Source organism: Rhodococcus sp. Z6_132 (assembly GCF_058133635.1).
Genome location: NZ_JBYUNP010000002.1, coordinates 322,895 through 349,875 on the forward strand (window position 1 = coordinate 322,895; position 26,981 = coordinate 349,875).

The following is a 26,981-nucleotide window of genomic DNA, read 5'->3' on the forward strand; positions in this document are numbered from 1 at the left end:
CGCCCTCCGCCGGGTCCCGGGTGGACCCGCGCGGGGCGGTGCCGTTCCACGGCGCCCGCTCTAGATGGCCGGCAGCGAGCGCAGCAGCGGGATGGTCATCTTCTGGAGCTCGGCGAGCACCGTCGTGGTGGTGCGATCGACGGTGACGGGGCGGACCAGGCCGGTGACGAAGGTGCGCTCGGCGCTGATGGCCACCGCGGCGCCGCAGGTGATGGTCTGCCGTGCCTCGGAGCGCTCGCACCACAACCAGGTGCTGTTGCCGTCGGTGGCGCGCTCCAGCCCACCTTGCTCGGCGGGGTGGGTGGCCGCGACGTCGGTGAAGGAGACCCCGTAGCCGGTGAGGAAGCCGGACTCGCTGCCGCCCAGCAGGGGCCACACGCAGCTGCTGGGCGTGCCCGGCAGCGGGGCCGGCGGTCCGGTCACCGCGCCCAGGGTGCTCACCACCTGCGCCTCGGCGGCGATGCTGCAGGGGGGCACCACGTCGGCCTGCCTCGGCGTGGACAGGTGGGCGCCACTGCTCACCAGCTCCGGCGTGTGGGCACTGTCACTGGGTGACGTGGGCCCCGTCGAGGAGGGGGCTGACACCGCCGGTATCGGCGTGCCCGGTACCGGTTGTGAGCACGCCGCGACGCTGAGCAGGGCGGCGAGCAGCGCCAGAGCCCCCGTCCTCCGCCTGCGCACAGCGGCAAGGGTATCGACCTGGGGCGGCTGTGGGCAGCGAGTGCTCCTACGCTGGCAGCCATGGCCTCGCAGGACACCTCGACCCCACCCACGCAACGCCCCGGCGGAGTGCTGCTCGCTGCTGGCGTGGTGGCCGCGGTGGTCGCGGCCGCGCTGGCCGCGCTCTCCACCACCGAGGCACTGTCCCTGCTCGGACTGCCCGACCCCGGCGTGCTCACCACCTACGGGCTGCCGATCGTGCGCGCGGTGGGGGAGACCTCGGCGGTCCTGGCCATCGGCTGCATCCTGCTGGCCGCGTTCTTCGTGCCGCCGCAGCGCTCGGGGGTGCTCTCCGTCGATGGCTACCGCGCCATGCGGGTGGCCGCCGTCGCGGCGACGGTGTGGTGCATCTCGGCGCTGCTGCTCGTGCCGCTCACCCTCTCCGACACCTCGGGCCAGCCGCTCAAGGACGCGCTCGACCCCGCCCTGATGTGGGACCTGGTGGGCGAGGTGGAGGTGACCCGGGCCTGGGCGTGGACCGCCGGGCTGGCGTTCCTGCTGGCCGTGGGCTGCCGGGTGGTGCTGCGCTGGCACTGGACGCCGGCGCTGCTGGCGCTGGGCCTGCTCACGCTGGTGCCGCTGGGGCTGTCTGGACACTCCTCGGCCGGCGGCTCGCACGACGTGGCCGCCAACAGCCTGGTGTTCCACCTGGTCGCGGCCTCGCTGTGGGCCGGCGGACTGGTGGCGGTGCTGCTGCACGGCTACCACCGCGGTGAGCTCGCCGACCTCGCCGTGCGGCGCTTCTCCAAGGTCGCCCTCGTCTGCTTCGGCGTGATGGCCGTGACCGGCGTGATCAACGCCTCCGTCCGGCTGCCGCTGTCCGACCTGTTCACCACCACCTACGGCGTGCTGGTGCTGGCCAAGGCCGTGGCCCTGCTCGCCCTGGGCGTCCTCGGCTACCTGCAGCGTCGGCACGCCGTCGCCGCCCTGCAGGCCGACCCGACCAACCGGGCCCCGTTCCTGCGGCTGGCCGCCATCGAGGTGGTGCTGCTGGCCGCGACCGTGGGTCTGGCCATCGGCCTGAGCCGCACCCCGCCGCCGCAGGGCGGCGCGGTGCCCACCGTGAGCGAGGTCGCGCTGGGCTACAACCTGCCCAACCCGTTCAGCGTGCAGGAGATGCTCACCGGCTGGCGCTTCGACCTGGTCTACGGCACCGCTGCGCTGGTGCTGGCGGGCATGTACGTCTGGGGCGTGGTGCGGCTGCGCCGTAGGGGCGACGCCTGGCCGGTGGGCCGGACGGTGGCCTGGCTGCTGGGCTGCGTGGCGCTGCTGTTCGTCAGCTCCTCCGGCCTGGGCAAGTACGCGATGGCGTCGTTCAGCGCGCACATGAGCGCCCACATGGTGTTCTCCATGCTGGTGCCGGTGCTGCTGGTGCTGGGCGGACCGGTCACGCTGGCGCTGCGGGCGCTGCCCACCTCGCCCGCGGGCGCACCGCCCGGACCGCGCGAGTGGCTGCTCACGGCGCTGCACAGCCGCTTCTCCCGGATCATCACGCACCCGGTGTTCGCGCTGCTGATGTTCGTCGGCAGCTTCTACGCGCTGTACCTGGGCGGGCTCTTCGACGTGCTGGTGCCGTACCACTCCGCGCACGTGGCGATGAACGCTCACTTCCTCATCTCCGGCTACCTCTTCTACTGGGTCGCCATCGGCATCGACCCGGCGCCGCGCAAGCTGCCGTCGGTGGCCAAGCTGGGCATGGTCTTCGCGGCGCTGCCCTTCCACGCCTTCTTCGGCGTGATCCTGATGGGCTCCTCCACCATCGTGGCCGCGGCCCACTACCGCACCCTCGGCCTCACCTGGAACAGCGACCTGCTCGGCGACCAGCGCCTGGGCGGCGGCATCGCCTGGTCGGCGGGCGAGGTGCCGCTGATGCTGGTGATGGTGGCCCTGCTGGTGCAGTGGTCGCGGGAGGACTCCCGCACCGCCAAGCGGGTGGACCGGGTGGCCGACCGCGACGACGACGCGGAGCTGGAGGCGCACAACAACATGTTCGCCGAGCTCCGGCGTCGTGACCAGGAGCAGCAGCTGCACTGACGTCCGGGTCGGCACACCGCACCGACAGCTTTGCCGCCGGGCGGGGAGCTGGTGCACAGCCACGCCGGCTGTACACAGCACCCGCGCGGTACCTGGTCCGGGGGGCAGCGCGGGCGCAGGGTCATCTCACCGGTCGACGGCGGCCGGGGACCGACCAGGAGCGGCAATCCACTGCAGCTCTGGCGGGCCGAGCAGTGAGGACCCGAGCAATGACCCAGACGACCGTGACCCTGGTGGGCACCGTGGTGACCGACCCGTACCGCCGGCACACCGCCGAGGGTGCGCCCTTCATCAAGTTCCGGATGGCCTGCAACGAGCGCCGGCTGGACCGCGCCACCCAGGAGTGGGTGGACGGCGACAGCCTCTACGTCAACGTCACCTGCTGGCGACGCCTGGTCAAGGGCGTCGGCGCGGCGGTGGGCAAGGGCGACCCGGTGATCGTGGTGGGTCGCCTCTACACCCGCGAGTGGATGGAGGAGGGCGGCCGGCGCTCCAGCCTGGAGCTCGACGCCAGCACGGTGGGGCCGGACCTGGCCCGCTGCGTGGCCGTGATCGACAACACTCGCCGTCTCGGGAGCGACGCCGGCGCCCCCGACGGCGCCCCACTGACCGACCCGCACGCCGGTGGTGCCGCGGGTGGCGACGACCGGGCGGAGAGCGAGAACGGTTACCGGGCAAGGGTGGACCTGGACGGGGCGGCGCTGGGCGAGGACACCCACGAGCTGGCCACCGTCTGACCGAGCGGCCTCCGCCCCGCCGAGGACGGCGGGGTGGAGGCGCCGTCGGGCGAGGTGTGCCGGCGCCGCTGGCACCACTAGGCTGGCGGGTATGGCTGAGTTCATCTACACCATGAAGAAGGTGCGCAAGGCGCACGGCGACAAGGTCATCCTCGATGACGTCACGATGTCGTTCTACCCCGGGGCAAAGATCGGCGTCGTCGGCCCCAACGGCGCCGGCAAGTCGAGCATCCTCAAGATCATGGCTGGACTGGACCAGCCGGGCAACGGTGAGGCGTTCCTCGCCCCCGGTGCGAGCGTGGGCATCCTCATGCAGGAGCCCGAGCTCGACGAGACCAAGACTGTCCGCGGCAACGTCGAGGAGGGCCTCGGCGAGACCATGGTGCAGCTCAAGCGCTACAACGAGATCGCCGAGCTGATGGCCACCGACTACTCCGACGAGCTGATGGAGGAGATGGGCGACCTGCAGGAGAAGCTCGACCACGCTGACGCGTGGGAGATCGACTCCCAGCTGGAGCAGGCGATGGACGCGCTGCGCTGCCCGCCGCCGGAGGAGTCCGTCGTCCACCTCTCCGGTGGTGAGAAGCGCCGCGTGGCGCTGTGCAAGCTGCTGCTGAGCAAGCCCGACCTGCTGCTGCTCGACGAGCCCACCAACCACCTCGACGCCGAGAGCGTGCTGTGGCTGGAGCAGCACCTCGCTGCCTACCCGGGCGCCATCCTGGCCGTCACTCACGACCGGTACTTCCTCGACCACGTCGCGCAGTGGATCGCCGAGGTCGACCGCGGCCACCTGTACCCCTACGAGGGCAACTACTCCACCTACCTGGAGAAGAAGGCCGCTCGCCTGGAGGTCTCGGGCAAGAAGGACCAGAAGCTGCAGAAGCGCCTCAAGGACGAGCTCGCCTGGGTGCGATCCGGGGCCAAGGCCCGCCAGACCAAGGGCAAGGCCCGCCTGGCGCGCTACGAGGAGATGGCGATCGAGGCGGAGAAGACCCGCAAGCTCGACTTCGACGAGATCCAGATCCCTGCCCCGCCGCGTCTGGGCAACGTCGTCGTCGAGGTGAACCACCTGGACAAGGGCTTCGAGGACCGGCTGCTCATCAAGGACCTGTCCTTCACGCTGCCCCGCAACGGCATCGTCGGCGTCATCGGCCCCAACGGCGTCGGCAAGACCACGCTGTTCAAGACCATCGTCGGTCTGGAGGAGCCGGACTCCGGCAGCGTCAAGATCGGCGAGACGGTCAAGCTCAGCTACGTCGACCAGAACCGCACCGGCATCGACCCCAACAAGAGCGTCTGGGAGGTCGTCTCCGACGGCCTGGACTACATCGTGGTCGGCCAGACCGAGATGCCCTCGCGCGCCTACATCAGCGCCTTCGGCTTCAAGGGCCACGATCAGCAGAAGAAGGCCGAGGTGCTCTCCGGTGGTGAGCGCAACCGGCTGAACCTGGCCATGACCCTCAAGCAGGGCGGCAACCTGATCCTGCTGGACGAGCCGACCAACGACCTGGACGTGGAGACGCTCGGGTCGCTGGAGAACGCCCTCGAGCAGTTCCCGGGCTGCGCCGTGGTCATCTCCCACGACCGGTGGTTCCTGGACCGCACCTGCACCCACATCCTCGCCTGGGAGGGTGGGCTGTCGGACAACGACGCCGCCTGGTACTGGTTCGAGGGCAACTTCGAGGGCTACGAGGCCAACAAGATCGAGCGCTACGGCGCGGACGCGGCGCGTCCCCACCGGGTGACGCACCGCCGCCTCACCCGGGACTGATCTGCCCCCTGTGCCGGCCCGCGGAGGCGCGGGCCGGCACAGGACAGTGGTGGTGCTCGCCCCGCGGGTGCGAAGATCAGCCGCGGAAGCCGTGGGGACGGCGCGTCGGTGCGTCGCCCTCGGGCAGCGCGCAGTGGTGCGCGATGAGTTCGCGCGGGGGACCGGGCGCGTGAGACGACCTGCGTGAGGGACGTGCGCAGACGAGTGGAGGCAGCAATGAGTGCTCCGACGACGGGCACGCCCGCAGGCTCGGACGGGAGTGCGGTTCCGCCTGCCCTGCCCGGGGTGCGCATCGACGTCCCGGTGCGCTGGTCGGACATGGACGCCTACGGCCACGTCAACCACAGCCGCACCGTCACCATCCTCGAGGAGGCGCGGGTCGAGACCGTCTTCAAGCCGGGCTCACCCAGCGGCACGCTGGGGGCCGGCGCCGTGGTCGCCGAGCTGCAGGTCAGCTACCGTCGCCAGCTGGTGCACGACGACTCCCCGCTGCAGGTGCTCATGTGGGTCTCCCGCCTGCGCGCCGCCGACTTCACCCTCTGCTACGAGCTGCGTCCGCGTGGCGAGGACGAGTCCACCCGCCCGGCCGTCACCGCCAGCACGCAGATCGTGGCCTTCGACATCGCCGCCCAGCGCCCGCGGCGGCTCAGCGAGGTGGAGCGCGCCACGCTGCAGCAGTGGCGACGTGAGTGAGCGGGCCCCGTACGGCGCCACCGCGGTGAGCGGCCCCGGCCGCGCGCTGCGGGTCCCCGACCCCACCGAGCGTGACGACCTGGCCAGCTTCGTCGGCCGCGCGGTGCGGCTGGACTCCTCGTCCCTGGTGCGGCTGCGCTCGCGCGACGACGGCACGGTGGGTGTGTGGGCCTCCACCGGGTTCGACGCGATCGTGGCCCGCTCGGTCACCGGCACCGTGGCGCCCCGAGACACCACGGTCAAGGCCCGGGAGCTGCTCACCGCCCTGGCGGTGCTGCGCAGCGATGCCGTCGACCCCGGCAGCGCCCTGGACGCGGAGTGGCCCGGTGCGCTGCCCCCGGCCACCGGCTTTCGACACGTCGACGACGTGCCCGCCCACGTCATCGACCAGCTGGTGGAGCGCGGCGTGGAGCTGGCCCGTGACAACCCGGGGCCGCGCGGTGGTCCACCGGCGTCGCTGCTCGACCAGGAGGTGCTCACCGTCCGCGGCGAGCACGACGAGGTCGGGGTGCCGCTGCGGGTGGTCTTCGCGCTCAGCGGCATGGGCTTCCTCGACAACGGCGCCGGGGACGACCCGGTGCGGGTGCGGGTGACCGACGGCTGGCTGCGCCTGGACGCGCGGTACGGCTCGGTGCTGCGCCGCCGTCACCCGCAGATCCCGCTGCTGCTCGGCTGAGCTCGCCGCCGGCGCTGCGCGGCTAGGTCTGGCTGTTTACCATGGTCTCGGCCGCCGCGTGGAAGTAGGCGAGCAGGGCCGCGCGGTGCTCGGCGTCCAGGCGGTCCTCGCCGATGGAGTCCACGGCGATCTTCATGCACCGCAACCAGGCGTCGCGCTCGGCGGCACCGATGGTGAACGGGAAGTGCCGCATCCGCAGGCGGGGGTGGCCGCGCTGCTCGGAGTAGGTGCGTGGCCCGCCCCAGTACTGCTCCAGGAACATCCGGAAGCGCACCTCGGCCGGGCCGAGCTCCTCCTCCGGGTACAGCGGGCGCAGCACCGGATCGGTGGCCACGTGCGCGTAGAACTCTGCGACCAGGTCGCGGAACGTCTCGTGACCGCCGACCTCGTCGTAGAAGCTGCGGGGCTCACTCGTCTCAGGCACGGCACTCATTGTGCCTGCAGCTCCGACTCGATCTTGGCCAGACTGCCCCGGGGGAACGGGACCCGGACCTTCGCCTCGTCGAAGGCCTCCAGGATGCGTTGCGTCAGCGCGCGTTCCACCAGCCACTGCCTGCCCGGCCGCACCGTGACGGTCATCCGCAAGGTGACGGTGTCGGCAGTCACCTTGCTCACGCCCAGCACCTCCGGGGCGCCCAGCACCGCCGCCTTCATGCGCTCCTCGGCGAGCACCTTCTTGGCCGTGGCCAGCGTCACCTCCGAGGCCTGGTCGACGTCGGCGTTGTGGGCCAGCGGCATCTCCACCACGGCGACGGCGTAGTCCTGGCTCATGTTGCCCACCCGGGTGACCGTCCCGTTGCGGATGTACCAGACGGTGCCCTGGTAGTCGCGCAGCGTCGTGACGCGCAGCCCCACCGACTCCACGGTGCCCACCGCCTCGTCCACGTCGATCACGTCCCCCACGCCGTACTGGTCCTCCAGGATCATGAAGACGCCGGAGAGGAAGTCCTTCACCAGGTTCTGCGCCCCGAAGCCGAGCGCCACGCCGACGATGCCGGCGGAGGCCAGCAGCGGGGCGATGTTCACCCCGAGCTGGTCGAGCACCTGCACCGCCGCCAGCGACAGCACCGCCACCGAGGTGAAGGACTTCAGCACCGAGCCGATGGTCTTGGCGCGCTGGTTGCGCCGCTCGCGCATCACCGAGTTGGTCAGGTTGCGCGCCACCGCCTCCCGGCTGCGCTCCTTGAGCGGGCGGAGCAGCAGGGGAGCCTTGTCCGGATCGGGCTCGCGGGTCAGCCGGTCGATGGAGCGGTGGACCAGCGACCGCACGACCACCGCGACCACCACGATGACCGCGATGGCGATCGGCTTGTGGACCAGCCAGGTCGCGGAAAACTCGGACAGGGCGACGTCAGCAGGAAGTGGAGACATTCACGTCACTGTAACGACGAGCGCCGATGATCTTGAGGACCTCAGCGGGCGCCGCTGGGGTCCAGCCGGCTCAGTCGGCGTCCAGCCGCAGGTCAGTGTGCTGGGCGAGGAATGCCAGCTGGTCTGTGGCGAGCGTCACCGTGCGGCTCAGGGAGCGGGCGCCGTGGCCCACGTCGAGCTCGGTGCGCAGCAGGATCGGCGCGACGTCGAACGGCGCGGCGGTGGCGTGCTGCAGAGCCGCGCACATCTTCTCGGCGTGCACCGGGTCCACCCGGCTGTCGGAGGCGAACACGGTGAACAGCGTGGCCGGGTAGGCCGTGCCCTCCCGCACGTGGTGGTAGGGCGAGTAGCCCAGCAGCCAGCCCAGCTCCTCCGGGTCGGCGGCGGTGCCGTACTCGTCGTTCCAGGTGCGGCCCAGGGAGAACAGCTCGTAGCGCACCATGTCCAGCAGCGGTGCGGAGCAGACCACGGCGCGGTAGAGGTCCGGGCGCTGGGTGAGCGCCGCGCCCACCAGCAGCCCCCCGTTGGAGCCGCCCATGATGGCCAGCTGGGCGGGGGTGGTCCAGCCCTCGGCGACGAGGTGCTCGGCCGCGCAGTGGAAGTCGTTGAACACGTTCTGCTTGTGCGCCCGCATCCCAGCGCGGTGCCAGTCCTCGCCCTCCTCGCCGCCACCGCGCAGCGACGGCAGCGCCCACACGCCACCGGCCTGCACCCAGGTCAGCGCAGACGCCGCGTAGCCGGGCTCCCGGCTGAGGGAGAAGCCGCCGTAGCCGGTGAGCAGGGTGGGACGGGGCCGGTCGGGCAGCGGCGCGGCGCTCACCAGGAACATGCGGATGGTCTCGCCGTCGGTGGAGCGGTACTGCACCTGCTGCACGGACAGCTCCGGCAGGTCCACCGCGCCAGGAGCCGCCTCCACCAGCGTGGCGGCGTCCGTCCCGTCGCTGTCGCTCACCCCGTTGATCTTCCCGTCGCTGTCGCTCACCCGGATGCGGTGCACCTGCGAGGGGGTGGTGAAGTCGGTGTAGCCGATCCAGATGTCGCTGTCGTGACCAGCGGTGTGGGCGTCGGCCACGCTCAGCCCGGTCAGCGATCCGGTACCGGGCACCGGCAGCTGGCGCAGGTAGCTGCCATCCGCCTCGTGCAGGTGCAGCTCGCCGACGGCGTGTCGGGAGCGGGCCAGCACCAGGCGCGAGCCCGCGCGCAGCAGCCGCACCCCTTCCAGCACGGAGTCGGGCTCCTCCGCCACCAGCTCCTGCCAGTGCTCCCGCGTGGGGGCGTGCGGGTCGGCGGCGCAGAGCCGGAAGCGCGGCGCGCCGTCGGTGGTGAGCAGGAACAGCCGGGCGGGGCCCTCGGGCGGGCACTCCACCCAGGCGGTGCACCGGACGGCGTCGTCCTGGGTGAGCACCGGGGTGGGTGCGGTGCCTGCGGCGAGGTCGGCGATCCACACCGAGTCGCGCGGGGCGGTGCCCGGCGAGGCGTCCACCACCAGCCAGGCGCCGTCGGCGCTGACCCGGCAGCCGAAGTAGAAGGTCAGGTCGTCGTACATCCCCGCGCCGGTGACCAGCTCGTCGCTGTCGGGGTCGGTCCCCACCCGGTGGCGGCGCACCCGGCGGTGGAACATCGCCTCGTCGGCGGGCACCTCGGCCGGCGCCAGCCGACGCACGTAGAAGAGCTCCTCCCCGCCGGGCAGCCAGGCCACGGGGGAGTAGCGGCAGCGGTCGATGGGGCCGTCCAGCAGCGCGCCGGTGTCCACGTCCAGCACGTGCAGCAGCGACTCCTCGTTGCCGCCCACCGAGAGCTGGTAGGCCAGCCGGGTGCCCTCGCGGCTGGGCACCCAGGAGTCGAGGGTGGTCTTGCCGCTGGCGTCCAGCGCGATGGGGTCCAGCAGCACCCGCTCGCTGCCGTCGGGCTCACGGACCAGCAGCACGGAGTGCTCCTGGCCGGGCTGGCGGCGGAGGAAGAACTGCCGGTTCGCCCGCCAGGCCGGGGCGGACACCGAGCCCACGTCGATCAGCCGGTGCAGCTGGGCGGCCAGCGCCGCGCGACCGGGCGCCTCGGCGAGCGTCGCTGCGGACAACGCGTTCTGCTCCTGCTGGAAGGCGACGGTGCGCGGGTCGTCGCGCTCCTCCAGCCAGCGGTAGGGGTCGGCCACGAGGTGACCGTGCAGGTCGTCGACGAGGGGCAGCCGCTCGGCGGACGGATAGCTGGAGACAGAGGTGGTCACCCACGAACCCTAGGCGCCCGCCGCTGGCTGGCCGGACGCCTGGGCGCGACCGGGCAAGGAAGGCGTGCACGCGGTGGTCAAACGTGGTCGACTGTCACCATCTCCAGGGGAGGTGCGCTCTTGGCCGACGGACATCGCAGAGGCTCTGGCGCCCGGCGCGGTCGGGCGCCGCACCAGGCCGCCTCGGGTGCGCATCTCGCCGCCGGCCCCTGCGCCTCCGTCGACGGTCCGCCTCCGGTGCTGGACGAGGACGCCGTGCCGGCCTGGGTGCGCCGCCGCGTGCTGCTGCTCAACGCCACCTACGAACCCCTCACGGCCGTGCCGATGCGCCGAGCGGTGGTGCTGGTGGTGTGTGGCAAGGCGGTGGTGGTCGACGACGACCCCGCGGGGCTGGTGCTGCACTCGGCCGGGGCGTCGGTGCAGGTGCCCTCCGTGATCCGGCTGCGCACCTACGTGCGAGTGCCCTACCGTGCGCGGATCCCGATGACCCGAGCCGCGCTGATGCACCGCGACCGGTTCCGGTGCGCCTACTGCGGCGCCAAGGCCGAGACCATCGACCACGTGGTGCCCCGCAGCCGCGGCGGCGCGCACAGCTGGGAGAACTGCGTGGCCTGCTGCGCCTCCTGCAACCACCGCAAGGCCGCGCGGCTGCTCAGCGAGCTCGGCTGGGTGCTGCGCCACGACCTCACCCCGCCGAAGGGAGTGCACTGGCGGCTGCTGGCCTCCACCAAGGAGATCGACCCCACCTGGCTGCAGTACCTGGGGGAGCCCGCGGCGTGACGCCACCCCGGCCGGTCACCGCACGACACGGCTCGACCCGCGTGCCCACGGGCGCCGCCTCTCGGCTAACGTCATCGGTGTGACGATCGCGGAGACTGTGCTCATCTACGTAGGGATCCCGGTGGGGGTGCTCGTCCTCTTCGCCCTGCTCACCATGGTGCCGAACACGCGCAACAAGGCACCGCGGTACAAGTCCGGCGAGAGCTGGGACTTCGCACCGATGTGGTGGTCAGCCAACCCCGCGGGGGTTGAGGGGGACACGCACCACGACCTGCCGGAGCTGGGACAGCGGGAAGGCGCACACGCCGCCGCTGGCGTTGTAGGAGGAGGAGCTCGTGGCACCTGGTGAAGCAGCAGTGAGCGTTCGCGGCGGCGAGCAGCTCGACCGCGGCGTGGCCCTGATGGAGACCGGACGGTTCTCCGTCGCCAGGGACGTGTGGCAGCAGGACGAGCCGCTCCCCTTCAGCACCAAGCAGCTGTCGCAGGTGGACGAGGCGCTGACCTTCTGCACCCGCGCCACCGGCATCGACTTCAGCGTCTACCTGGGCCCGCTCGGTGCGGACACCCGCGCCCGGGCCGAGGAGCTGCTGGTCAGCACCGGCAGCCCCGACGCAGTGCTCATCGCGGTCTCTCCAGGCGAGCGCGTGGTCGAGGTGGTCACCAGCGAGCGCGCGCAGCGGCGGGTCTCCGACCGTGCCGCCCGCCTCGCGGTGATGGCCATGGTGGCCTCGTTCCGCGACGGCGACCTGATCGGCGGCATCCTCGCCGGGCTGCGCATGCTGGCCGACCAGGCCGGTCCCGGCGCCAGCACGAGCGCCTCGCACCACTAGCTTTCTCCGGCCTTCAGGGCCCTCAACGCCCCTTCTGGACACTCCAGAGGGCGTTGCGGGCCCTGAAGGCGTTTCGGGGGAGGCACGGCCCGCGGAGCCGGCGCAGCAACCAGCGACCGACCTGCCCCCGCGCCCGCCAGGGCGCTCCGGGCCCTTGTCGCCCCTGGCCGGGCCAGAAGAGGACGACAAGGGCCCGGAACGACCCCACCGAGGGCGCTCAGCTGGCGTCGAACTCCTGTGCCTTGAGCGCGCGCACCACTCCGGCACGGCCCTCGCTGACCAGGCGGACCAGCGCCGGCGGGTGCTCACCGGCGAGGAACGCGTCGGCAGCCTCCACCGTGGACTGGCGCACCGACCACGCCGGGAACAGGCCCACCACCACGGCCTGCGCCCGCTCGCTGGAGCGGCGGGCCCACACGTCGGCCACCTCGGCGAAGTAGCGACGCACGTACGGCTGCAGCAGCTGCGCCTGCGCCGGGTGGCCGAAGCCGGAGATGATGGCCCGGCCCAGGGTGTGCGAGAGCTCGTCCTGGTGCACGGCCTGGCCCCAGGCGCGCTCCTTGGCCGCCGCCTGCGGCCGCAGCGCCGCCGCCCGCGCCCCCTGCCGCTCGCCGGCCGAGGTCGGGTCGCGCCGCACCTCGGCGTCGATCTGCGGCGTCTCCAGCCCGTCTCCGTCCAGGTCGCCGGCCGCGGCCAGTCCCTGCACCAGCGACCAGCGCAGGTCGGTGTCCACCTCCAGCCCGGTCAGCCCGGCGCCGTCGACGTCGCCGGCCAGCAGCTGGCGCAGCACGTCGCGGTGGCGCTCGGACAGCACCGACGAGGCCAGCGCCGAGGTGAACACCAGCTGGTGGTCCGAACCCGGAGCGGACCCCTGCGCCAGCTCCAGCAGCCGGTCGGTGAACGCCGGCCAACCCTGCTCGGCCGCCCAGGCGGGGTCGGCGTAGTGGGCCAGCGCGCTCTGCGCCTGCAGCAGCAGCCGCTGCACCACCCCGATCTCGGTCTCGCGCTCCACCCCGGAGCTCACCAGCGCCACGAAGTCGCGGGCCTTCAGCTCGGCCTCGCGGGTCATCTCCCACGCCGCCGACCAGCACAGCGTGCGCGGCAGCGGCTCGGCGACGTCGCCGATGCGGTCGATGAGGGTGGTCAGGGAGTCGGCGTCCAGGCGCAGCGCGCAGTAGGTGAGGTCGTCGTCGTTGACCAGCACCAGCTTGCCCCGGTGCACGCCCACCAGCTCCGGCACCTCGGTGCGCTCGCCGGAGACGTCCAGCTCCACCCGGTGGGTGCGCACCAGCGAGCCGTCGGCGGCGTCGTCGTAGATGCCGACGGCCAGCCGGTGCACGCGGCGCTCACCGGCACCGGGGCTGGCCGGGCCCTGCACCACGGCGAAGGAGGTGATCTTCCCGTGCTCGTCGGCAGCGATGTCGGCGCGCAGGGTGTTCAGCCCGGTGGTCTTCAGCCACTGGGCACCCCACTCGGAGAGGTCGCGACCGGAGGCCTCCTCCAGCGCGTGCAGCAGGTCGTCGAAGGTGGCGTTGCCGTAGGCGTGCTCGGCGAAGTAGGCGCGCAGCCCCGCCAGGAACGGCTCCTGGCCCACGTAGGCCACCAGCTGCTTGAGCACGCTGGCGCCCTTGGCGTAGGTGATGCCGTCGAAGTTGACCTCCACGGCCGCCATGTCCGGGATGTCCGCGGCGATGGGGTGGGTGGAGGGCAGCTGGTCCTGGCGGTAGGCCCAGCTCTTCTCCACGTTGGCGAAGGTGGTCCAGGCGTTGGTGTACTCGGTGTTGGAGGTCTGGGCCAGCACCGAGGCGAAGGTGGCGAAGGACTCGTTGAGCCACAGGTCGTCCCACCAGCGCATGGTCACCAGGTCGCCGAACCACATGTGCGCCATCTCGTGCAGCACCGTCTCGCACCGGCGCTCGTAGGAGGCGGCGGTCACCTTGCTGCGGAAGACGTAGTCCTCCAGGAAGGTGACGCAGCCGGCGTTCTCCATCGCCCCGGCGTTGAACTCTGGGACGAAGCACTGGTCGTACTTGCCGAAGGCGTAGGGCAGGCCGAAGTTCTGGTGGTAGAACTCGAAGCCCTGCTTGGTCTCGGTGAACAGCCGCTCGGCGTCCATGTGCTCGGCCAGGGAGGCGCGGCAGTACAGGCCCAGGGGGATCTCGCCGTGGGCGTCGGCGTAGGTGTCGGTCCACTTGGCGTAGGGGCCGGCGACCAGGGCGGCCAGGTAGGTGCTCATCCGCGGGGTGGTGGCGAACACGTGGCGGCGCGCCCCGCTGGCGACCTGCTCCACCTTCTCGGCGGCGCCGTTGGACAGCACCTCCCAGCTGGCCGGTGCGGTGACCGTCAGGTCGAAGGTGGCCTTGAGGTCGGGCTGGTCGAAGCAGGCGAACATCCGCTTGGCGTCGGCGGTCTCGAACTGGCTGTAGAGGTACACCGCGTCGTCGGTGGGGTCGACGAAGCGGTGCAGACCCTCGCCGGTGTGGGAGTAGACGCAGTCGGCCACCACGGTCAGCTCGTTGTGCTCGGCGAGGGCGGGCAGGGTGATGCCCTTCTCCTCGTCGTAGTCGCTGACGTCCAGCTCGGTGCCGTTGAGCACGGCCCGGTGCACCCGCTCGGCCATGATGTCGACGAAGGTGCTCGCTCCCGGCGTCGCGTCGAAGTGGACGGTGCTGGAGGAGGCGAACGTGCCGGCACCAGGTCCACCGCTGTCGTCGGTGAGGTCCAGCTCGACGCGGTAGCCGAGCACGGTCAGGACGGCAGCGCGCTGTGCAGCCTGCTCGCGGGTGAGGTTGGGAGCGGTCACGGATCAGCACCTTCTTCGTGTGTACGACAGAGCTGTTCCATCCCATCATGACCCCGCTCGCCGGCGCTGCCTGGCCGTGGCGCCCGGCGCCAGCGACGAGCGGAAGCCCACCCTGCGGGAAGGCGCCAGGGCTCACCGTTGTTGCGCGTGGCAGGGTGTGAAGAGCACCACAGACATCAGGAGGTCTCGACGTGAGTGACGGCAGCACGACGGCAGTGGCGGCGCAGGACGCCGACCGCGCGGCACAGCAGGACAGCAAGGACCGGGTGGACTTCTGGTTCGACCCGCTGTGCCCCTGGTGCTGGATCACCTCCCGCTGGATCCTCGAGGTGGAGCAGGTCCGCGACGTCACCGTCCGCTTCCACGTGATGAGCCTGGGCGTGCTCAACGAGGGCAAGGACCTGCCCGAGGAGTACCGCGAGGCGATGGCCAAGGCGTGGGGGCCGGTCCGGGTCGCGATCGCCGCCGCCGCCGACCACGGCGACGAGGTGCTGAGCCCGCTGTACACCGCGATGGGCACCCGCATCCACGACCAGGGCAACAAGGACTTCTCCGTGGTGGTCCCGGAGGCGCTGGCGGAGGTGGGCCTGCCCGCCGAGCTGGCCAAGGCGGCCGAGTCCGACGCCCACGACGACGCGCTGCGCGCCAGCCACCGCGCCGGCGTGGAGCCGGTGGGCGACGACGTGGGCACCCCGATCATCCACATCAACGGGGTGGCCTTCTTCGGCCCCGTGCTCTCCCGCATCCCGCGCGGGGAGGACGCCGGCAAGGTCTGGGACGGCTCGGTGCTGCTGGCCGGCTACCCGCACTTCTTCGAGCTCAAGCGCACCCGGCACGAGGACCCCGAGTTCGACTGACCGCCCGCCCGCACGCCGCCCGCCCACGTCCCACCCCGAGGAGATCCGCCGTGACCACAGCCCCCGCACCCACCACCTCCTGCACCGACCACGTCATCGACGGCGAGCGCCGCGCCGGCTCCGGTGAGCGCATCGAGGTGACCAACCCGGCCACCGGCGAGCTGCTCGCCACGGTCCCGGCCGGCACCGCCACCGACGTCGACGACGCGGTCCGCGCCGCCCGTCGGGTCTTCGCCAGCTGGTCGCAGGTGCCGGTGGCCGAGCGGGCGGCCGTGGTGCGGCGGATCTCCGAGGGCATCGCCGCCCGCAGGGACGAGATCGCGGCCACCATCTCCGCGGAGATGGGCTCGCCCATCGGCTTCGCCACCGCGGTGCAGGCGTCCATGCCCGGGATCAACGCCGGCGTCTTCGCCGACGTCGCGGAGTCGTTCCCGTGGTCGGAGGAGATCGGCAACTCGCTGGTGCTGCGCGAGCCGATCGGGGTGGTCGGGGCGATCACCCCGTGGAACTACCCCCTGCACCAGGTGGTCGCCAAGGTGGCGCCCGCGCTGCTGGCGGGCAACACGGTGGTGCTCAAGCCCAGCGAGGTGGCCCCGCTCAGCGCGGGCATCCTGGTCGAGATCGCCGAGCAGGCGGGGCTGCCGGCCGGCGCCCTCAACCTGGTGCACGGCACCGGTGAGGTGGTGGGGGAGGCCATCTCCCGCCACCCCGACATCGACATGGTCTCCTTCACCGGCTCCACCGCCGCGGGCAAGAAGGTGAGCATCGGCGCTGCCGACACCGTCAAGCGGGTGGCGCTGGAGCTGGGCGGGAAGTCGGCCTGCGTGGTGCTGCCCGACGCCGACTTCGCCGTCGCTGCCCAGCGTGGGCTGGGCAACGGCTGGATCAACGGGGGCCAGACCTGCACCGCCTGGACCCGCATGCTGGTGCCCGCCGAGCGCCAGCAGGAGATGCTGGACCTGCTGCGCGAGGCCGCGGCGGCCTACCAGGTGGGCGACCCGTCCGACCCCGCCACCCGCATCGGCCCGATGTCCTCGGCGGCGCAGCAGGAGAAGGTCCGCTCCTACCTGGACGTCGGGGTGGCCGAGGGGGCGACCGTCGCCTACGGCGGCCCGCAGGCGGGCGCGGACCTGCCCACCGACGGCGCCTACGTGCAGCCCACGATCTTCGCCGACGTCCGCCCGGACATGCGCATCGCCCAGGAGGAGATCTTCGGCCCGGTGCTGTCGGTGATGCCCTACCAGGACCTGGACGAGGCGGCGGAGATCGCCAACTCCACCGTGTACGGCCTGGCCGGTGCGGTGTTCGCCGGCGACACCGAGTCCGGGGTGGAGTTCGCCAAGCGGATGCGCACCGGGCAGGTCGACGTCAACGGCGGGTCGTTCAACCTGCTGGCCCCGTTCGGCGGCTACGGCCAGTCGGGCAACGGCCGCGAGCTGGGCCGCTTTGGCCTGGAGGAGTTCTGCGAGGTCAAGTCCATCCAGCGCTGACGCTCACCCAGGCACGACGCGCGTGCCACAACCTGGGACACTGGGGCCATGCGCGTCTACCTGGGTGCCGACCATGCCGGCTTCGAGCTCAAAGCACAGATCGTCCAGCACTTGCAGGAGGCGGGACACGACCCGGTCGACGTGGGTGCGCACACCTACGACGCCGTGGACGACTACCCGGCCTTCTGCATCGCCGCCGCCCAGCGGGTGGTGGACGACCCGGGCAGCCTCGGGCTGGTGCTCGGCGGGTCGGGCAACGGTGAGCAGATCGCCGCGAACAAGGTGCCCGGCTGCCGTGCGGCGCTGGCGTGGAGCGTGGAGACCGCGCAGCTGGCCCGCCAGCACAACAACGCGCAGGTGATCGGCATCGGCGGTCGGATGCACAGCCTGGAGGAGGCGCTGGCCATCGTGGACGCGTTCCTGCAGACGCCGTTCTCCGGTGACGAGCGGCACCAGCGTCGCATCGACATCCTGGCCGAGTACGAGCGCACCGGCACACCGCCGGCACTGCCCGAGGCCTGAGCACCGGCCCACCTGAACAGCGAAGACAGAGCGGCCCCGGACACCTGCAACGGTGTCCGGGGCCGCTCTCGTAGCCGGGTGCTCGTCAGCTGATGACGAGGCTCTCGTGGAAGCTCTGCACTGCCTGCTCCCAGCCGGGGGCGAGGGTCTGGGTGCTCTGCGAGACCAGGTCCACCAGGAAGAGGCCCTCGTCGTTGTTGACGGCCACCGAGGTGACGGTCACCAGCAGCGGCGAGCCCACCTGCGGGCTGGTCCACTGGCCGGTGATGCGCTGGCCGGGGCTGCCGCTCACGGTGAGGGGCTTGGTGCCGGTCTCCACGTAGCCGGCCAGCTGGGTGCTCAGGGTCTTCTTGTCCAGGGCCAGCGCCTCCTCCTTGGAGCCGGCCTTGCCGGTGATGTTGCTGATCACGATGGTGGTGTTCGGGGTGAAGTCGTTGGCCCGGGCGTCGTTGACGAGGAAGGCGCCGATCAGGTCCGGGCTCTCGGAGATCTTCTCGGTGGACTGGGTCCAGCCGGCCGGCGGAGTCACCGTCAGCTTGGGGGCGCGGGGGTCCGGGCTGGTCAGCGTCACCGAGCCGGGCGCGGGAGTGGGCGCGGCCGACGTGGTGGTCGACGTGGGCGCGCTGGAGGTCGATGAGGACGCGGTGCTGCTGGAGGCGGCGGCGGAGGTGGTGGCGGCCGGGTCGGCCTGGGCGGCGCCAGACTCCTCGGAGCTGCAGCCGGCGGCGAGCGCGATGCCCACCGTCGCCAGCGCCAGCGCGGTCTTCATTCGGGTGGACATGGTTCACCTTTCGTCACGACGCGCCCGGATCAGGCGCACCCGCCGACAATACGGCGGTGGCTCAGCGGCGCTGCGACCGAGAGGTGTTGTGCCACAGGCTGCCCGCCGCGGCGGGCGCGGGAGAGGTGGTCGCTCGTGGGTGCTCGACTGGCACCGTGGAGCGGGCGACGGGAATCGAACCCGCGTAATCAGTTTGGAAGACTGAGGCTCTACCATTGAGCTACGCCCGCGTGCACCCGCGCCTGCCGGTGGCCCTTCAGCTACCGGCTCTTCGTGTGCGGTGTCAGATGCTACCTAACGGCCCAGTAGGATCGTCACGACGGGGTGTGGCGCAGCTTGGTAGCGCATCCGCTTTGGGAGCGGAGGGTCGCAGGTTCAAATCCTGTCACCCCGACCAGGTTCATCCTGGGTCAATTTGCCGAACTCACGTATTACCTGAGGAGCATGTCTGTGAAGAGCACCGTCGAGCAGCTGAGCCCTACAAGGGTGCGCATCAACGTCGAGGTGCCCTTCGAGGAGCTCAAACCCGACTTTGACGCCGCGTACAAGACCCTCGCCCAGCAGATCCGCCTGCCCGGGTTCCGCCCCGGCAAGGCCCCCGCGCGCCTGCTGGAGGCCCGCGTCGGCCGAGGTGCCGTGCTGGAGCAGGTCATCAACGCCGCCCTGCCGAACAAGTACTCCGAGGCGATCACCAACGCCGACATCCGGCCGCTGGGTCAGCCCGAGATCGAGGTGACCAAGCTGGAGGACGGCCAGGAGGTCGCCTTCACCGCAGAGGTCGACGTCCGCCCGGACATCACCATCCCCGCCTTCGGCGAGCTCTCCGTCACCGTCGACCCCATCGAGATCACCGACGAGGAGGTCGACGAGCAGCTGCACTCGCTGCGGGCCCGCTTCGGCACCCTCACCGGCGTCGAGCGTCCCGTCCAGGACGGCGACTTCGTCAGCATCGACCTGTCGGCCACCGTGGACGGTGAGGACGTCCCCGAGGCCTCCACCACCGGCATGTCCTACGAGGTCGGCTCCGGCGAGCTCATCGACGGCATCGACGAGGCGCTGATCGGCAAGTCCGCCGGCGAGAGCGCGGACTTCACCACCGCCCTGCTGGCGGGGGAGTTCGCCGGCCGGGACGCGGTGGTCACTGCGGTGATCAACAACGTCAAGGAGCGCGAGCTGCCTGAGGCCGACGACGAGTTCGCCCAGATGGCCAGCGAGTTCGACACCATGGACGAGCTGCTCGCCGACCTGCGCGAGCGCCTCACCCGGGTGAAGAAGGTCGAGCAGGCCACCGCCGCTCGCGACAAGGTGCTCGAGGCGCTGCTGGAGGTCACCGAGATCCCGGTGCCCGAGGCAGTGGTGGAGGCCGAGGTGGAGTCCCGCCTGCACGACGCGGTGCACCCCTTCGACCACGACGAGGACAAGCTGGCCGCCGCGCTGGTGGCGCAGGGCAGCAGCCGCGAGGAGTTCGACGCGGAGTCGCGCAAGGAGGCCGAGGAGTCGGTCAAGACCCAGCTGCTGCTGGACGCCATCGCGGAGGCCGAGGGCACCACGGTGGGCAACGAGGAGCTGACCGAGCGCATCGTCTACCAGGCGCAGCGCTTCGGGGTCAGCCCCGAGGAGTACATCCAGCAGGCGCAGCAGGCCAACCAGCTCGGCGCGATCTTCGCCGACGTCCGCCGCGGCAAGGCGCTGGCCGGGGTCGTGGCCCAGGCCACCGTCACCGACACCGCGGGCAACGCCATCGACCTCGACGAGCTGCTCGGCCGCAAGGCTGAGGACGCCGACGCTGAGGACACCGACGCTGAGGACGCCGACGCTGAGGCGGGCACCGAGGACGCCGCTGCGGAGGCCGTGACCGACGAGGCCGACGCCGAGAAGTCTGACGCCGACAAGTAAGAACGACTGACGCTCACAGCGAACACGGGCGGTACCGGGACTCCGGTGCCGCCCGTGTTCGTTAGGGTCAGAGACAAGCTCAACACACACCGGAAGGCAGGCCCGCTCGTGACGCCGCAGAACCCGACGCCGCAGAACCCTCAGATGGCAGGAACCACAGGACTGAACCTCAGCGACTCGGTATTCGAGCGTCTGCTGCAGGAGCGCATCATCTTCCTGGGCACCCAGGTCGACGACGAGATCGCCAACCGCGTCTGCGCCCAGATCCTGCTGCTCTCGGCGGAGGACCCCACCCGCGACATCTCCCTGTACATCAACTCTCCCGGCGGCTCGGTGACCGCGGGCATGGCGATGTTCGACACCATGCAGTTCGCCGAGTGCGACGTCGCCACCTACGGCATGGGCCTGGCCGCCTCGATGGGCCAGTTCCTGCTCGCCGCCGGCACCAAGGGCAAGCGCTTCGTCCTGCCGCACGCGCGGATCATGATGCACCAGCCCTCGGCCGGCATCGGCGGCTCCGCCACCGACATCGCCATCCAGGCCGAGCAGTTCGAGCACACCAAGCGTGAGATGAACGAGCTGCAGGCCCAGTTCACCGGGCAGACCGTGGAGCAGATCGAGAAGGACTCCGACCGGGACCGCTGGTTCACTGCCCAGGAGGCACTGGAGTACGGGTTCGTCGACCACGTCATCAGCCGGGCCGCGCAGGTCGGCGGAACCGGCAGCGCGTAGCCGGTCCGACCTCACCCCCAGTCCCGGCTGACCCGAACCTGATGGAGACACGATGACCAGCTTCCCGAACGGCATGCAGATGCCGAGCTCCCGCTACGTGCTGCCCTCGTTCGTCGAGCGGACCAGCTACGGCATGAAGGAGTCCAACCCCTACAACAAGCTCTTCGAGGAGCGCATCATCTTCCTCGGGGTGCAGGTGGACGACGCCTCGGCCAACGACATCATGGCGCAGCTGCTGTGCCTGGAGTCCGACGACCCCGACCGCGACATCACCATCTACATCAACTCACCCGGTGGCTCGTTCACCTCGCTGATGGCGATCTACGACACCATGCAGTACGTGCGGGCCGACATCCAGACCGTCTGCCTGGGCCAGGCCGCCTCGGCCGCTGCGGTGCTGCTCGCCGCGGGCACCCCTGGCAAGCGCCTGGCGCTGCCCAACGCCCGGGTGCTCATCCACCAGCCGGCCACCGAGGGTGTCTACGGCCAGGTCTCCGACCTCGCCATCCAGGCCGCGGAGATCCAGCGCATGCGGCGCCTGCTGGAGAGCACCCTGGCCAAGCACACCGGCCGCGAGGCTGACCAGGTGCGCACGGACATCGAGCGCGACAAGATCCTCACCGCCGAGGAGGCCAAGGCCTACGGCATCATCGACCAGGTGCTGCCGTACCGGAAGCTGTCGGCCCAGTCCTGACCAGCTCGGCGTGCCTGTCCGACACGCCGCTCGAGCCAGCCTGCGCTCGAGCGGCGAACCGGACAGGCACGCTGTAGCCCGGCGCGGCACCCGGCGGCACACACCGAGTCCGCGCTCGGCGTTCACCGGCGAGCTCGTCGGGATCCACGGGTAACGTCATCAGGAACGGGCAGCGACGACGCCGGTACCGGCGGAGCAGCGGAAGTCCTGTCCCGCAGCGGTTACGGGCTCGGGTCGGGCACGCGTTGATTTCGAAGTCGTTGAGCTCGAAGGCGTCATCCGCACACGGAAGTAGAGGGCGACAGGTATGGCACGCATCGGAGACGGTGGAGATCTGCTGAAGTGCTCCTTCTGTGGGAAGAGCCAGAAGCAGGTCAAGAAGCTGATCGCTGGTCCGGGCGTGTACATCTGCGACGAGTGCATCGACCTGTGCAACGAGATCATCGAGGAAGAGCTCGCCGAGACCGGTGAGGTCAAGCTCGAGGAGCTGCCCAAGCCCAACGAGATCCGCGACTTCCTGGAGAAGTACGTCATCGGTCAGGACAAGGCCAAGCGGACGCTGGCGGTGGCGGTCTACAACCACTACAAGCGCATCCAGGCCGGGGACAAGCTGCGCGACCCGCGCGAGGAGTCCATCGAGCTGGCCAAGTCCAACATCCTGCTGCTGGGGCCCACCGGCTGTGGCAAGACCTACCTGGCGCAGACGTTGGCCAAGATGCTCAACGTCCCCTTCGCCATCGCCGACGCCACCGCGCTCACCGAGGCGGGCTACGTGGGCGAGGACGTGGAGAACATCCTCCTCAAGCTCATCCAGGCCGCCGACTACGACGTCAAGCGCGCCGAGACGGGCATCATCTACATCGACGAGGTCGACAAGATCGCCCGCAAGAGCGAGAACCCCTCGATCACCAGGGACGTCTCCGGCGAGGGAGTGCAGCAGGCGCTGCTGAAGATCCTGGAGGGCACCCAGGCCAGCGTGCCGCCGCAGGGGGGCCGCAAGCACCCGCACCAGGAGTTCATCCAGATCGACACCACCAACGTGCTGTTCATCGTGGCCGGCGCCTTCGCCGGGCTCGACCGGATCGTGTCCGACCGAGTGGGCAAGCGTGGCCTGGGCTTCGGCGCCGAGGTGCACTCCAAGATCGAGACCGACACCGTGGACCGCTTCGCCGACGTGATGCCCGAGGACCTGATCAAGTTCGGGCTCATCCCGGAGTTCATCGGTCGGCTGCCCGTGCTGGCCAGCGTCACCAACCTGGACAAGCAGTCGCTGGTGACCATCCTGCGCGAGCCCAAGAACGCGATGGTCAAGCAGTACAAGCGGCTCTTCGAGATGGACAACGTGGAGCTGGAGTTCGAGGAGGAGGCCCTGGAGGCCATCGCCGACCAGGCCATCCTCCGCGGCACCGGGGCCCGTGGGCTGCGCGCCATCATGGAGGAGGTGCTGCTGCCGATCATGTTCGACATCCCCAGCCGCGACGACGTGGCCAAGGTGGTCATCACCGAGGACGTGGTCCGCAACAACGTGCTTCCCACCATCGTGCCGCGCAAGCCGACCCGGGCCGAGCGCCGCGACAAGTCCGCCTGATCCGCTGCGCTGACCGCCAGGTCCGGCCCCCACCACCACGGGGACGGGCCTGGCGGCGTGTTCAGGCCGTGCTGTGCTCCGGCACCACCACGCGGGCCTTCGCAGCGTCGGTGTAGACGTTCATGCTCGTCCCACGCAGGAAGCCGATCACCGTCATGCCCGTCTCGGCGGCCAGCTCCACCGCCAGCGACGACGGCGCGGAGACTGCGGCCAGCACGGGGATGCCGGCCATCACCGCCTTCTGCACCAGCTCGAAGGACGCGCGCCCGCTGACCATCAGCACGCAGCCGCTCAGCGGCACCCGGCCAGACTGCACCGCCCAGCCGATCACCTTGTCCACCGCGTTGTGCCGGCCCACGTCCTCGCGCACGGCCAGCAGCTCACCGTCGGCGGTGAACAACCCGGCCGCGTGCAGCCCCCCGGTGGTGTCGAAGACCTTCTGCGCGGCGCGGAGCTGGTCCGGCAGGGTGGCCAGCACGGAGGTGCTGACCGACACCGGGTCGGCGGCGGGGGAGTAGCGGCTCTTCAGCCGCACCGCGTCCAGGGACGCCTTGCCGCACACCCCGCACGAGGAGGTGGTGTAGAAGTTGCGCTCCACGCCGGCCTCGGGCGGGGCCACGCCGGGCGCCAGCTCCACGTCGATCACGTTGTAGGTGTTGCGGCCCTCGTCGTCCACGCCGTTGCAGTAGCGGGCGATGCTGACGTCCTCCCGGTCGCCGATGACGCCCTCGGTGAGCAGGAAGCCGTGCACCAGCTCGATGTCGCTGCCCGGGGTGCGCATGGTGACGGCCAGGGCGCGGCCCCCCACGCGCAGCTCCATCGGTTCCTCGACGGCGAGGGAGTCCGGTCGCCGGCGCTCCCCGTCGGCGGTGATGCGGCGAACCGGACGTCGGGTGGTGACGCGACCCATGGTGAAGACTCCGCTCAGCTCGTTGCTTCGGTAGGCCCAGCTTCGGTAGGCCCAGCCTCGGGGTGCCCGGCCTCGCGCAGCGCCGCCCGAAGCTTGTCGGCGGCGGCGTCCAGGCTCTCCGGGCTGGGGTCAGGGTCGGCGTTGGCGAAGTTGACCTGGGACAGCTGGTGGTAGGGCACCAGGTGGATGTGGGTGTGCGGTACCTCCTCACCCACCACCAGGACGGCGACCTTGGACGGGGAGAACGCCTGCTGCTGGGCCTGCCCGACCTTCTGGCTGACGTCCCAGAGATGGGCGGCGACCTCGGCGGGCAGGTCGATCCAGTGGTCGACCTCCACCCGGGGCACCACCAGCACATGACCCGGAGCGAGCGGGTTGATGGTCAGGAAGACCCCGCACACGTCGTCACGCCAGACGAAGCGACCGGGCAGCTCCCCGTTGAGGATGCGGGTGAAGAGGGTGGCCATCCACCGAGCCTAGACACCCCCGCGGTCGACCGGCGCGGGGGCGGATCAGCCGACCGGCTCGAGTCGCACCACCACGGCCTTGGAGACCGGGGTGTTGGACTTCTTCGCCACGTCGTGGACGGGGTAGAGCACGTTGGTCTCCGGGTAGTAGCCCGCGGCGTTGCCCTTCGGGGTGTCGTAGGAGACCACCCGGTAGCCCTCCGCGCGGCGCTCCTGCAGCACCCCGTCCTTGCCGGTGTACTCGGAGATGATGTTCACCACCGCACCGTCGGTGAGGCCGAGCTCGGTGATGTCCTGGGGGTTGACCATCACCACCTTGCGGGCGTTGTCGATGCCCCGGTAGCGGTCGTCCAGCCCGTAGATGGTGCTGTTGAACTGGTCGTGGCTGCGCAGCGACTGCAGGACGACGCGGCCCGGCGGGACCTTGACCCACTCCAGCTCGTTGGTGACGAAGTTGGCCTTGCCGTTGTCGGTGTCGGTGAAGTCCTGACCGTCCCGCGGCGGGTTGGGGAGCATGAAGCCGTCGGGCTGGCGCACCCGCTGGTTGTAGTCCTCGCAGCCGCCCACCACCCGGGCGATGGAGTCGCGGATGGTGTCGTAGTTCTTCATGAACGCCCGCCACGGCACTGGGTGGTCGGTGCCCAGGGTGGCCAGGGCCAGGCGCCCCATGATGACGATCTCGCTGAGCAGGTCCTCGCTCACCGGCTTCAGGTTCCCCCGGGACAGGTGCACCATGGACATGGAGTCCTCCACCGACACCTTCTGCTTGCGCCCGTTCTGGATGTCGCGGTCGGTGCGGCTCAGGCAGGGCAGGATCAGGGCGGTGCGCCCGTGGGCCAGGTGGCTGCGGTTGAGCTTGGTGGAGATCTGCACCGTCAGGGAGCACTGGCGCAGGCCCTCCTCGGTGTAGTCGGTGTCGGAGGTGGCCGAGGCGAAGTTGCCGCCCAGGCTGATGAACACCTTGGCCCTGCCCTCCTTCATCGCGTGCATCGCGCCGACCGTGTCCACGCCGTGCGGGCGGGGGCAGGTGATGCCGAACTCGGTGTCCAGCGCCGCCAGGAACCCCTCGGGCATCTGCTCCCAGATGCCCATCGTGCGGTCGCCCTGCACGTTGGAGTGGCCGCGGACGGGGCACAGGCCGGCACCGGGCTTGCCGATCATGCCCCGCATGAGCATGAGGTTGGTGCCCTCCTGGATGGTGGCCACGCCGGCCCGGTGCTGGGTCAGCCCCATGGCCCAGCACAGCACCGTGCGCTGGGAGCTCGCCATCAGGGCGGCGACCTTCTCGATGTCGGCCAGCTTGAGGCCGGTGGCCTCCTCGACGATGCCCAGGTCGAGGTCGCGGGCGGCCTGCGCCCACTCCTCGAAGCCAGCGGACTTGGTGTCGATGAAGGTGCGGTCGACGACGCTGCCGGGGTTGTCCTCCTCGGCCTGCAGCAGCATCTTGGCCAGGGCGCGGAAAAGGACCATGTCGCCGCCGAGCTTGATCTGCAGGTACTCGTCGGCCAGCTTGGTGCCGTTGCCCAGAACCCCGCTGACCGACTGCGGGTCGTGGAAGCGGCGCAGCCCCGCCTCCAGCAGCGGGTTGATGGCCACGATCTTGGCGCCGTTGTGCTTGGCCTCCTCCAGGAAGCTGAGCATGCGCGGGTGGTTGGTGCCGGGGTTCTGGCCGGCGATGATGATGAGGTCGGCCTCCTGGACGTCCAGGATGGTGACGGTGCCCTTGCCGATGCCGATGGACTCGGTGAGCGCGTGGCCCGAGGACTCGTGGCACATGTTGGAGCAGTCCGGCAGGTTGTTGGTGCCGAAGCTGCGGGCCAGCAGCTGGAAGACGAAGGCGGACTCGTTGCTGGCCCGGCCGGAGGTGTAGAACAGCGCCTCGTCCGGGCTGGCCAACCCGTTGAGCTCGTCGGCAACCAGGGCGATGGCGTCGTCCCAGCTGATCGGCTCGTAGTGCGTTCCGCCCGGACGCACCACCATCGGGTGGGTCAGCCGGCCCTGCAGGTTGAGCCAGTAGCTGCTCTTGCTGTTCAGCTCGTCGATGGAGTGCTGGGCGAAGAACTCCGGCGTGACGGTGCGGGTGGTGGCGTCGTCGGCCACCGCCTTGGCGCCGTTCTCGCAGAACTCGAAGGTCTTGCGGCCGTCGGCAGGCTCCGGCCACGCACAGCTGGGACAGTCGAAGCCGTTGCGCTGGTTGATTCGCAGCCAGGTGCGGGCGGTGCGGTCCGCGCCCATCAGCTTGAGTCCGCGCTGGGCGGCGACAAGGACGGCGGGAACGCCCGCGGCCGACTTCTCCGGCTTGGTGACCTTGAGGCTGCTCTCGTCGATGTCGGGCCGCCTGACCTTGCCGCGGTATCGCTTGTGCCCACCGGTGCTGTCGATCTCGATCTCGTGCGCCATGGCCC

At 70.9% G+C, this 26,981-nt stretch carries 24 protein-coding genes and 2 tRNA genes; 16 read left to right on the plus strand and 10 right to left on the minus strand.

All coding sequences use genetic code 11. From position 1 onward, the window contains the following. Positions 1 to 60 precede the first annotated feature (60 nt). A complete protein-coding gene (locus AC3YO9_RS08170; RefSeq protein ID WP_164860641.1) occupies positions 61 to 522 on the minus strand; it encodes a hypothetical protein in 462 nt (153 codons plus the stop codon). Positions 523 to 741: 219 nt separating this feature from the next. Here AC3YO9_RS08170 and AC3YO9_RS08175 point away from each other — a divergent pair, with 219 nt between their 5' ends. The 5 genes from AC3YO9_RS08175 (at position 742) to AC3YO9_RS08195 (ending at position 6,631) form a co-directional block, all read left to right on the plus strand. Then, positions 742 to 2,754 carry a bifunctional copper resistance protein CopD/cytochrome c oxidase assembly protein gene (locus tag AC3YO9_RS08175; RefSeq protein WP_489982826.1) on the plus strand — a complete coding sequence of 671 codons (2,013 nt, stop codon included), beginning with the start codon at positions 742 to 744 and terminating at the stop codon, positions 2,752 to 2,754. Between the two features lie 209 nt (positions 2,755 to 2,963). Then, entirely contained in the window at positions 2,964 to 3,491 is a 528-nt protein-coding gene (locus AC3YO9_RS08180; RefSeq protein WP_489982827.1) for a single-stranded DNA-binding protein, read from the plus strand. 91 nt (positions 3,492 to 3,582) lie between these two features. Next, positions 3,583 to 5,262: an energy-dependent translational throttle protein EttA gene (gene ettA, locus AC3YO9_RS08185; protein WP_127783510.1), complete on the plus strand. Its 1,680-nt coding sequence runs from the start codon at positions 3,583 to 3,585 to the stop codon at positions 5,260 to 5,262. Between the two features lie 216 nt (positions 5,263 to 5,478). Next, positions 5,479 to 5,955 (plus strand): acyl-CoA thioesterase, encoded by a 477-nt coding sequence (locus tag AC3YO9_RS08190; RefSeq protein WP_127783509.1) that lies wholly within the window; start codon positions 5,479 to 5,481, stop codon positions 5,953 to 5,955. Then, positions 5,948 to 6,631, plus strand: coding sequence for a DUF8185 domain-containing protein (locus AC3YO9_RS08195; protein WP_489982828.1), 684 nt, complete (start codon positions 5,948 to 5,950; stop codon positions 6,629 to 6,631). Before AC3YO9_RS08190 ends, AC3YO9_RS08195 begins: the two co-directional genes overlap by 8 nt. Positions 6,632 to 6,653: 22 nt before the next feature. On the opposite strand, the gene AC3YO9_RS08200 is transcribed toward AC3YO9_RS08195, so the two are convergent. From AC3YO9_RS08200 to AC3YO9_RS08210, 3 genes are all read right to left on the minus strand, one after another. Then, a complete protein-coding gene (locus AC3YO9_RS08200) occupies positions 6,654 to 7,064 on the minus strand; it encodes a globin (protein ID WP_127783508.1) in 411 nt (136 codons plus the stop codon). Next, on the minus strand, positions 7,061 to 8,002 hold the full coding sequence (locus AC3YO9_RS08205; RefSeq protein ID WP_127783507.1) for a mechanosensitive ion channel family protein: 942 nt from the start codon (positions 8,000 to 8,002) through the stop codon (positions 7,061 to 7,063). The genes AC3YO9_RS08200 and AC3YO9_RS08205 overlap by 4 nt, the downstream gene beginning before the upstream one ends. A 70-nt stretch (positions 8,003 to 8,072) precedes the next feature. After that, the gene (locus AC3YO9_RS08210; protein ID WP_489982829.1) at positions 8,073 to 10,226 is read right to left on the minus strand and encodes a prolyl oligopeptidase family serine peptidase; all 2,154 of its coding nucleotides are present in this window, start codon (positions 10,224 to 10,226) and stop codon (positions 8,073 to 8,075) included. A 237-nt stretch (positions 10,227 to 10,463) separates the two neighbouring features. Between AC3YO9_RS08210 and AC3YO9_RS08215 the strand changes: the two genes are divergently transcribed. From AC3YO9_RS08215 to AC3YO9_RS08225, 3 genes are all read left to right on the plus strand, one after another. Next, on the plus strand, positions 10,464 to 11,006 hold the full coding sequence (locus AC3YO9_RS08215; RefSeq protein WP_241248911.1) for an HNH endonuclease: 543 nt from the start codon (positions 10,464 to 10,466) through the stop codon (positions 11,004 to 11,006). A 79-nt stretch (positions 11,007 to 11,085) separates the two neighbouring features. Beyond that, complete coding sequence (gene ctaJ, locus AC3YO9_RS08220) at positions 11,086 to 11,355, plus strand: aa3-type cytochrome oxidase subunit CtaJ (protein WP_127783504.1); 270 nt, start codon at positions 11,086 to 11,088, stop codon at positions 11,353 to 11,355. 7 nt (positions 11,356 to 11,362) lie between these two features. Beyond that, positions 11,363 to 11,836: a DUF5130 family protein gene (locus tag AC3YO9_RS08225; RefSeq protein ID WP_489982830.1), complete on the plus strand. Its 474-nt coding sequence runs from the start codon at positions 11,363 to 11,365 to the stop codon at positions 11,834 to 11,836. A 217-nt stretch (positions 11,837 to 12,053) separates the two neighbouring features. On the opposite strand, the gene pepN is transcribed toward AC3YO9_RS08225, so the two are convergent. Then, positions 12,054 to 14,639 (minus strand): aminopeptidase N, encoded by a 2,586-nt coding sequence (pepN, locus tag AC3YO9_RS08230; protein ID WP_489982831.1) that lies wholly within the window; start codon positions 14,637 to 14,639, stop codon positions 12,054 to 12,056. Between the two features lie 215 nt (positions 14,640 to 14,854). On the opposite strand from pepN, the gene AC3YO9_RS08235 reads away from it, so the two are divergent. The 3 genes from AC3YO9_RS08235 to AC3YO9_RS08245 are packed head-to-tail and all read left to right on the plus strand — an operon-like array spanning position 14,855 to position 17,508. Then, on the plus strand, positions 14,855 to 15,496 hold the full coding sequence (locus AC3YO9_RS08235) for a DsbA family oxidoreductase (protein ID WP_489983444.1): 642 nt from the start codon (positions 14,855 to 14,857) through the stop codon (positions 15,494 to 15,496). A gap of 50 nt (positions 15,497 to 15,546) precedes the next feature. Then, positions 15,547 to 16,986 (plus strand): aldehyde dehydrogenase family protein, encoded by a 1,440-nt coding sequence (locus AC3YO9_RS08240; protein WP_346773849.1) that lies wholly within the window; start codon positions 15,547 to 15,549, stop codon positions 16,984 to 16,986. Positions 16,987 to 17,034: 48 nt separating this feature from the next. Then, positions 17,035 to 17,508, plus strand: a complete 474-nt coding sequence (locus tag AC3YO9_RS08245; RefSeq protein WP_127783502.1) for a ribose-5-phosphate isomerase — start codon at positions 17,035 to 17,037, stop codon at positions 17,506 to 17,508. Between the two features lie 85 nt (positions 17,509 to 17,593). Here AC3YO9_RS08245 and AC3YO9_RS08250 read toward each other — a convergent pair whose 3' ends face one another. Continuing rightward, complete coding sequence (locus tag AC3YO9_RS08250; RefSeq protein ID WP_127783501.1) at positions 17,594 to 18,289, minus strand: LpqN/LpqT family lipoprotein; 696 nt, start codon at positions 18,287 to 18,289, stop codon at positions 17,594 to 17,596. A 156-nt stretch (positions 18,290 to 18,445) separates the two neighbouring features. After that, positions 18,446 to 18,519 (minus strand) — tRNA-Gly (locus AC3YO9_RS08255). 90 nt (positions 18,520 to 18,609) lie between these two features. Between AC3YO9_RS08255 and AC3YO9_RS08260 the strand changes: the two genes are divergently transcribed. From AC3YO9_RS08260 to clpX, 5 genes are all read left to right on the plus strand, one after another. Further along, positions 18,610 to 18,686, plus strand: a tRNA-Pro gene (locus AC3YO9_RS08260). Positions 18,687 to 18,739: 53 nt separating this feature from the next. Next, positions 18,740 to 20,185: a trigger factor gene (gene tig / locus AC3YO9_RS08265; RefSeq protein WP_489982832.1), complete on the plus strand. Its 1,446-nt coding sequence runs from the start codon at positions 18,740 to 18,742 to the stop codon at positions 20,183 to 20,185. 144 nt (positions 20,186 to 20,329) lie between these two features. Continuing rightward, a complete protein-coding gene (locus AC3YO9_RS08270) occupies positions 20,330 to 20,917 on the plus strand; it encodes an ATP-dependent Clp protease proteolytic subunit (protein WP_127783499.1) in 588 nt (195 codons plus the stop codon). A 52-nt stretch (positions 20,918 to 20,969) separates the two neighbouring features. After that, on the plus strand, positions 20,970 to 21,611 hold the full coding sequence (locus tag AC3YO9_RS08275; RefSeq protein ID WP_127783498.1) for an ATP-dependent Clp protease proteolytic subunit: 642 nt from the start codon (positions 20,970 to 20,972) through the stop codon (positions 21,609 to 21,611). Positions 21,612 to 21,918: 307 nt separating this feature from the next. Further along, positions 21,919 to 23,199, plus strand: a complete 1,281-nt coding sequence (gene clpX, locus AC3YO9_RS08280) for an ATP-dependent Clp protease ATP-binding subunit ClpX (RefSeq protein WP_127783497.1) — start codon at positions 21,919 to 21,921, stop codon at positions 23,197 to 23,199. 61 nt (positions 23,200 to 23,260) lie between these two features. On the opposite strand, the gene fdhD is transcribed toward clpX, so the two are convergent. Genes fdhD through AC3YO9_RS08295 form a run of 3 tightly spaced genes read right to left on the minus strand, consistent with a single transcriptional unit; the run spans position 23,261 to position 26,976 of the window. After that, positions 23,261 to 24,109: a formate dehydrogenase accessory sulfurtransferase FdhD gene (gene fdhD / locus AC3YO9_RS08285; RefSeq protein ID WP_489982833.1), complete on the minus strand. Its 849-nt coding sequence runs from the start codon at positions 24,107 to 24,109 to the stop codon at positions 23,261 to 23,263. Between the two features lie 14 nt (positions 24,110 to 24,123). Continuing rightward, complete coding sequence (locus AC3YO9_RS08290; protein WP_489982834.1) at positions 24,124 to 24,576, minus strand: HIT family protein; 453 nt, start codon at positions 24,574 to 24,576, stop codon at positions 24,124 to 24,126. Positions 24,577 to 24,621: 45 nt separating this feature from the next. After that, positions 24,622 to 26,976: an FdhF/YdeP family oxidoreductase gene (locus tag AC3YO9_RS08295; protein ID WP_489982835.1), complete on the minus strand. Its 2,355-nt coding sequence runs from the start codon at positions 26,974 to 26,976 to the stop codon at positions 24,622 to 24,624. Positions 26,977 to 26,981: the final 5 nt, after the last annotated feature.

Coding starts and splice junctions, on each gene's coding strand:
- AC3YO9_RS08295 (WP_489982835.1), bottom strand. CDS start 26,976: ATGGCGCACGAGATCGAGATCGACAGCACCGGTGGGCACAAGCGATAC.
- AC3YO9_RS08190 (WP_127783509.1), top strand. CDS start 5,479: ATGAGTGCTCCGACGACGGGCACGCCCGCAGGCTCGGACGGGAGTGCG.
- ettA (WP_127783510.1), top strand. CDS start 3,583: ATGGCTGAGTTCATCTACACCATGAAGAAGGTGCGCAAGGCGCACGGC.
- AC3YO9_RS08270 (WP_127783499.1), top strand. CDS start 20,330: ATGGCAGGAACCACAGGACTGAACCTCAGCGACTCGGTATTCGAGCGT.
- AC3YO9_RS08290 (WP_489982834.1), bottom strand. CDS start 24,576: ATGGCCACCCTCTTCACCCGCATCCTCAACGGGGAGCTGCCCGGTCGC.
- AC3YO9_RS08250 (WP_127783501.1), bottom strand. CDS start 18,289: ATGTCCACCCGAATGAAGACCGCGCTGGCGCTGGCGACGGTGGGCATC.
- AC3YO9_RS08200 (WP_127783508.1), bottom strand. CDS start 7,064: ATGAGTGCCGTGCCTGAGACGAGTGAGCCCCGCAGCTTCTACGACGAG.
- fdhD (WP_489982833.1), bottom strand. CDS start 24,109: ATGGGTCGCGTCACCACCCGACGTCCGGTTCGCCGCATCACCGCCGAC.
- AC3YO9_RS08275 (WP_127783498.1), top strand. CDS start 20,970: ATGACCAGCTTCCCGAACGGCATGCAGATGCCGAGCTCCCGCTACGTG.
- clpX (WP_127783497.1), top strand. CDS start 21,919: ATGGCACGCATCGGAGACGGTGGAGATCTGCTGAAGTGCTCCTTCTGT.
- AC3YO9_RS08180 (WP_489982827.1), top strand. CDS start 2,964: ATGACCCAGACGACCGTGACCCTGGTGGGCACCGTGGTGACCGACCCG.
- AC3YO9_RS08175 (WP_489982826.1), top strand. CDS start 742: ATGGCCTCGCAGGACACCTCGACCCCACCCACGCAACGCCCCGGCGGA.
- AC3YO9_RS08245 (WP_127783502.1), top strand. CDS start 17,035: ATGCGCGTCTACCTGGGTGCCGACCATGCCGGCTTCGAGCTCAAAGCA.
- AC3YO9_RS08205 (WP_127783507.1), bottom strand. CDS start 8,002: ATGTCTCCACTTCCTGCTGACGTCGCCCTGTCCGAGTTTTCCGCGACC.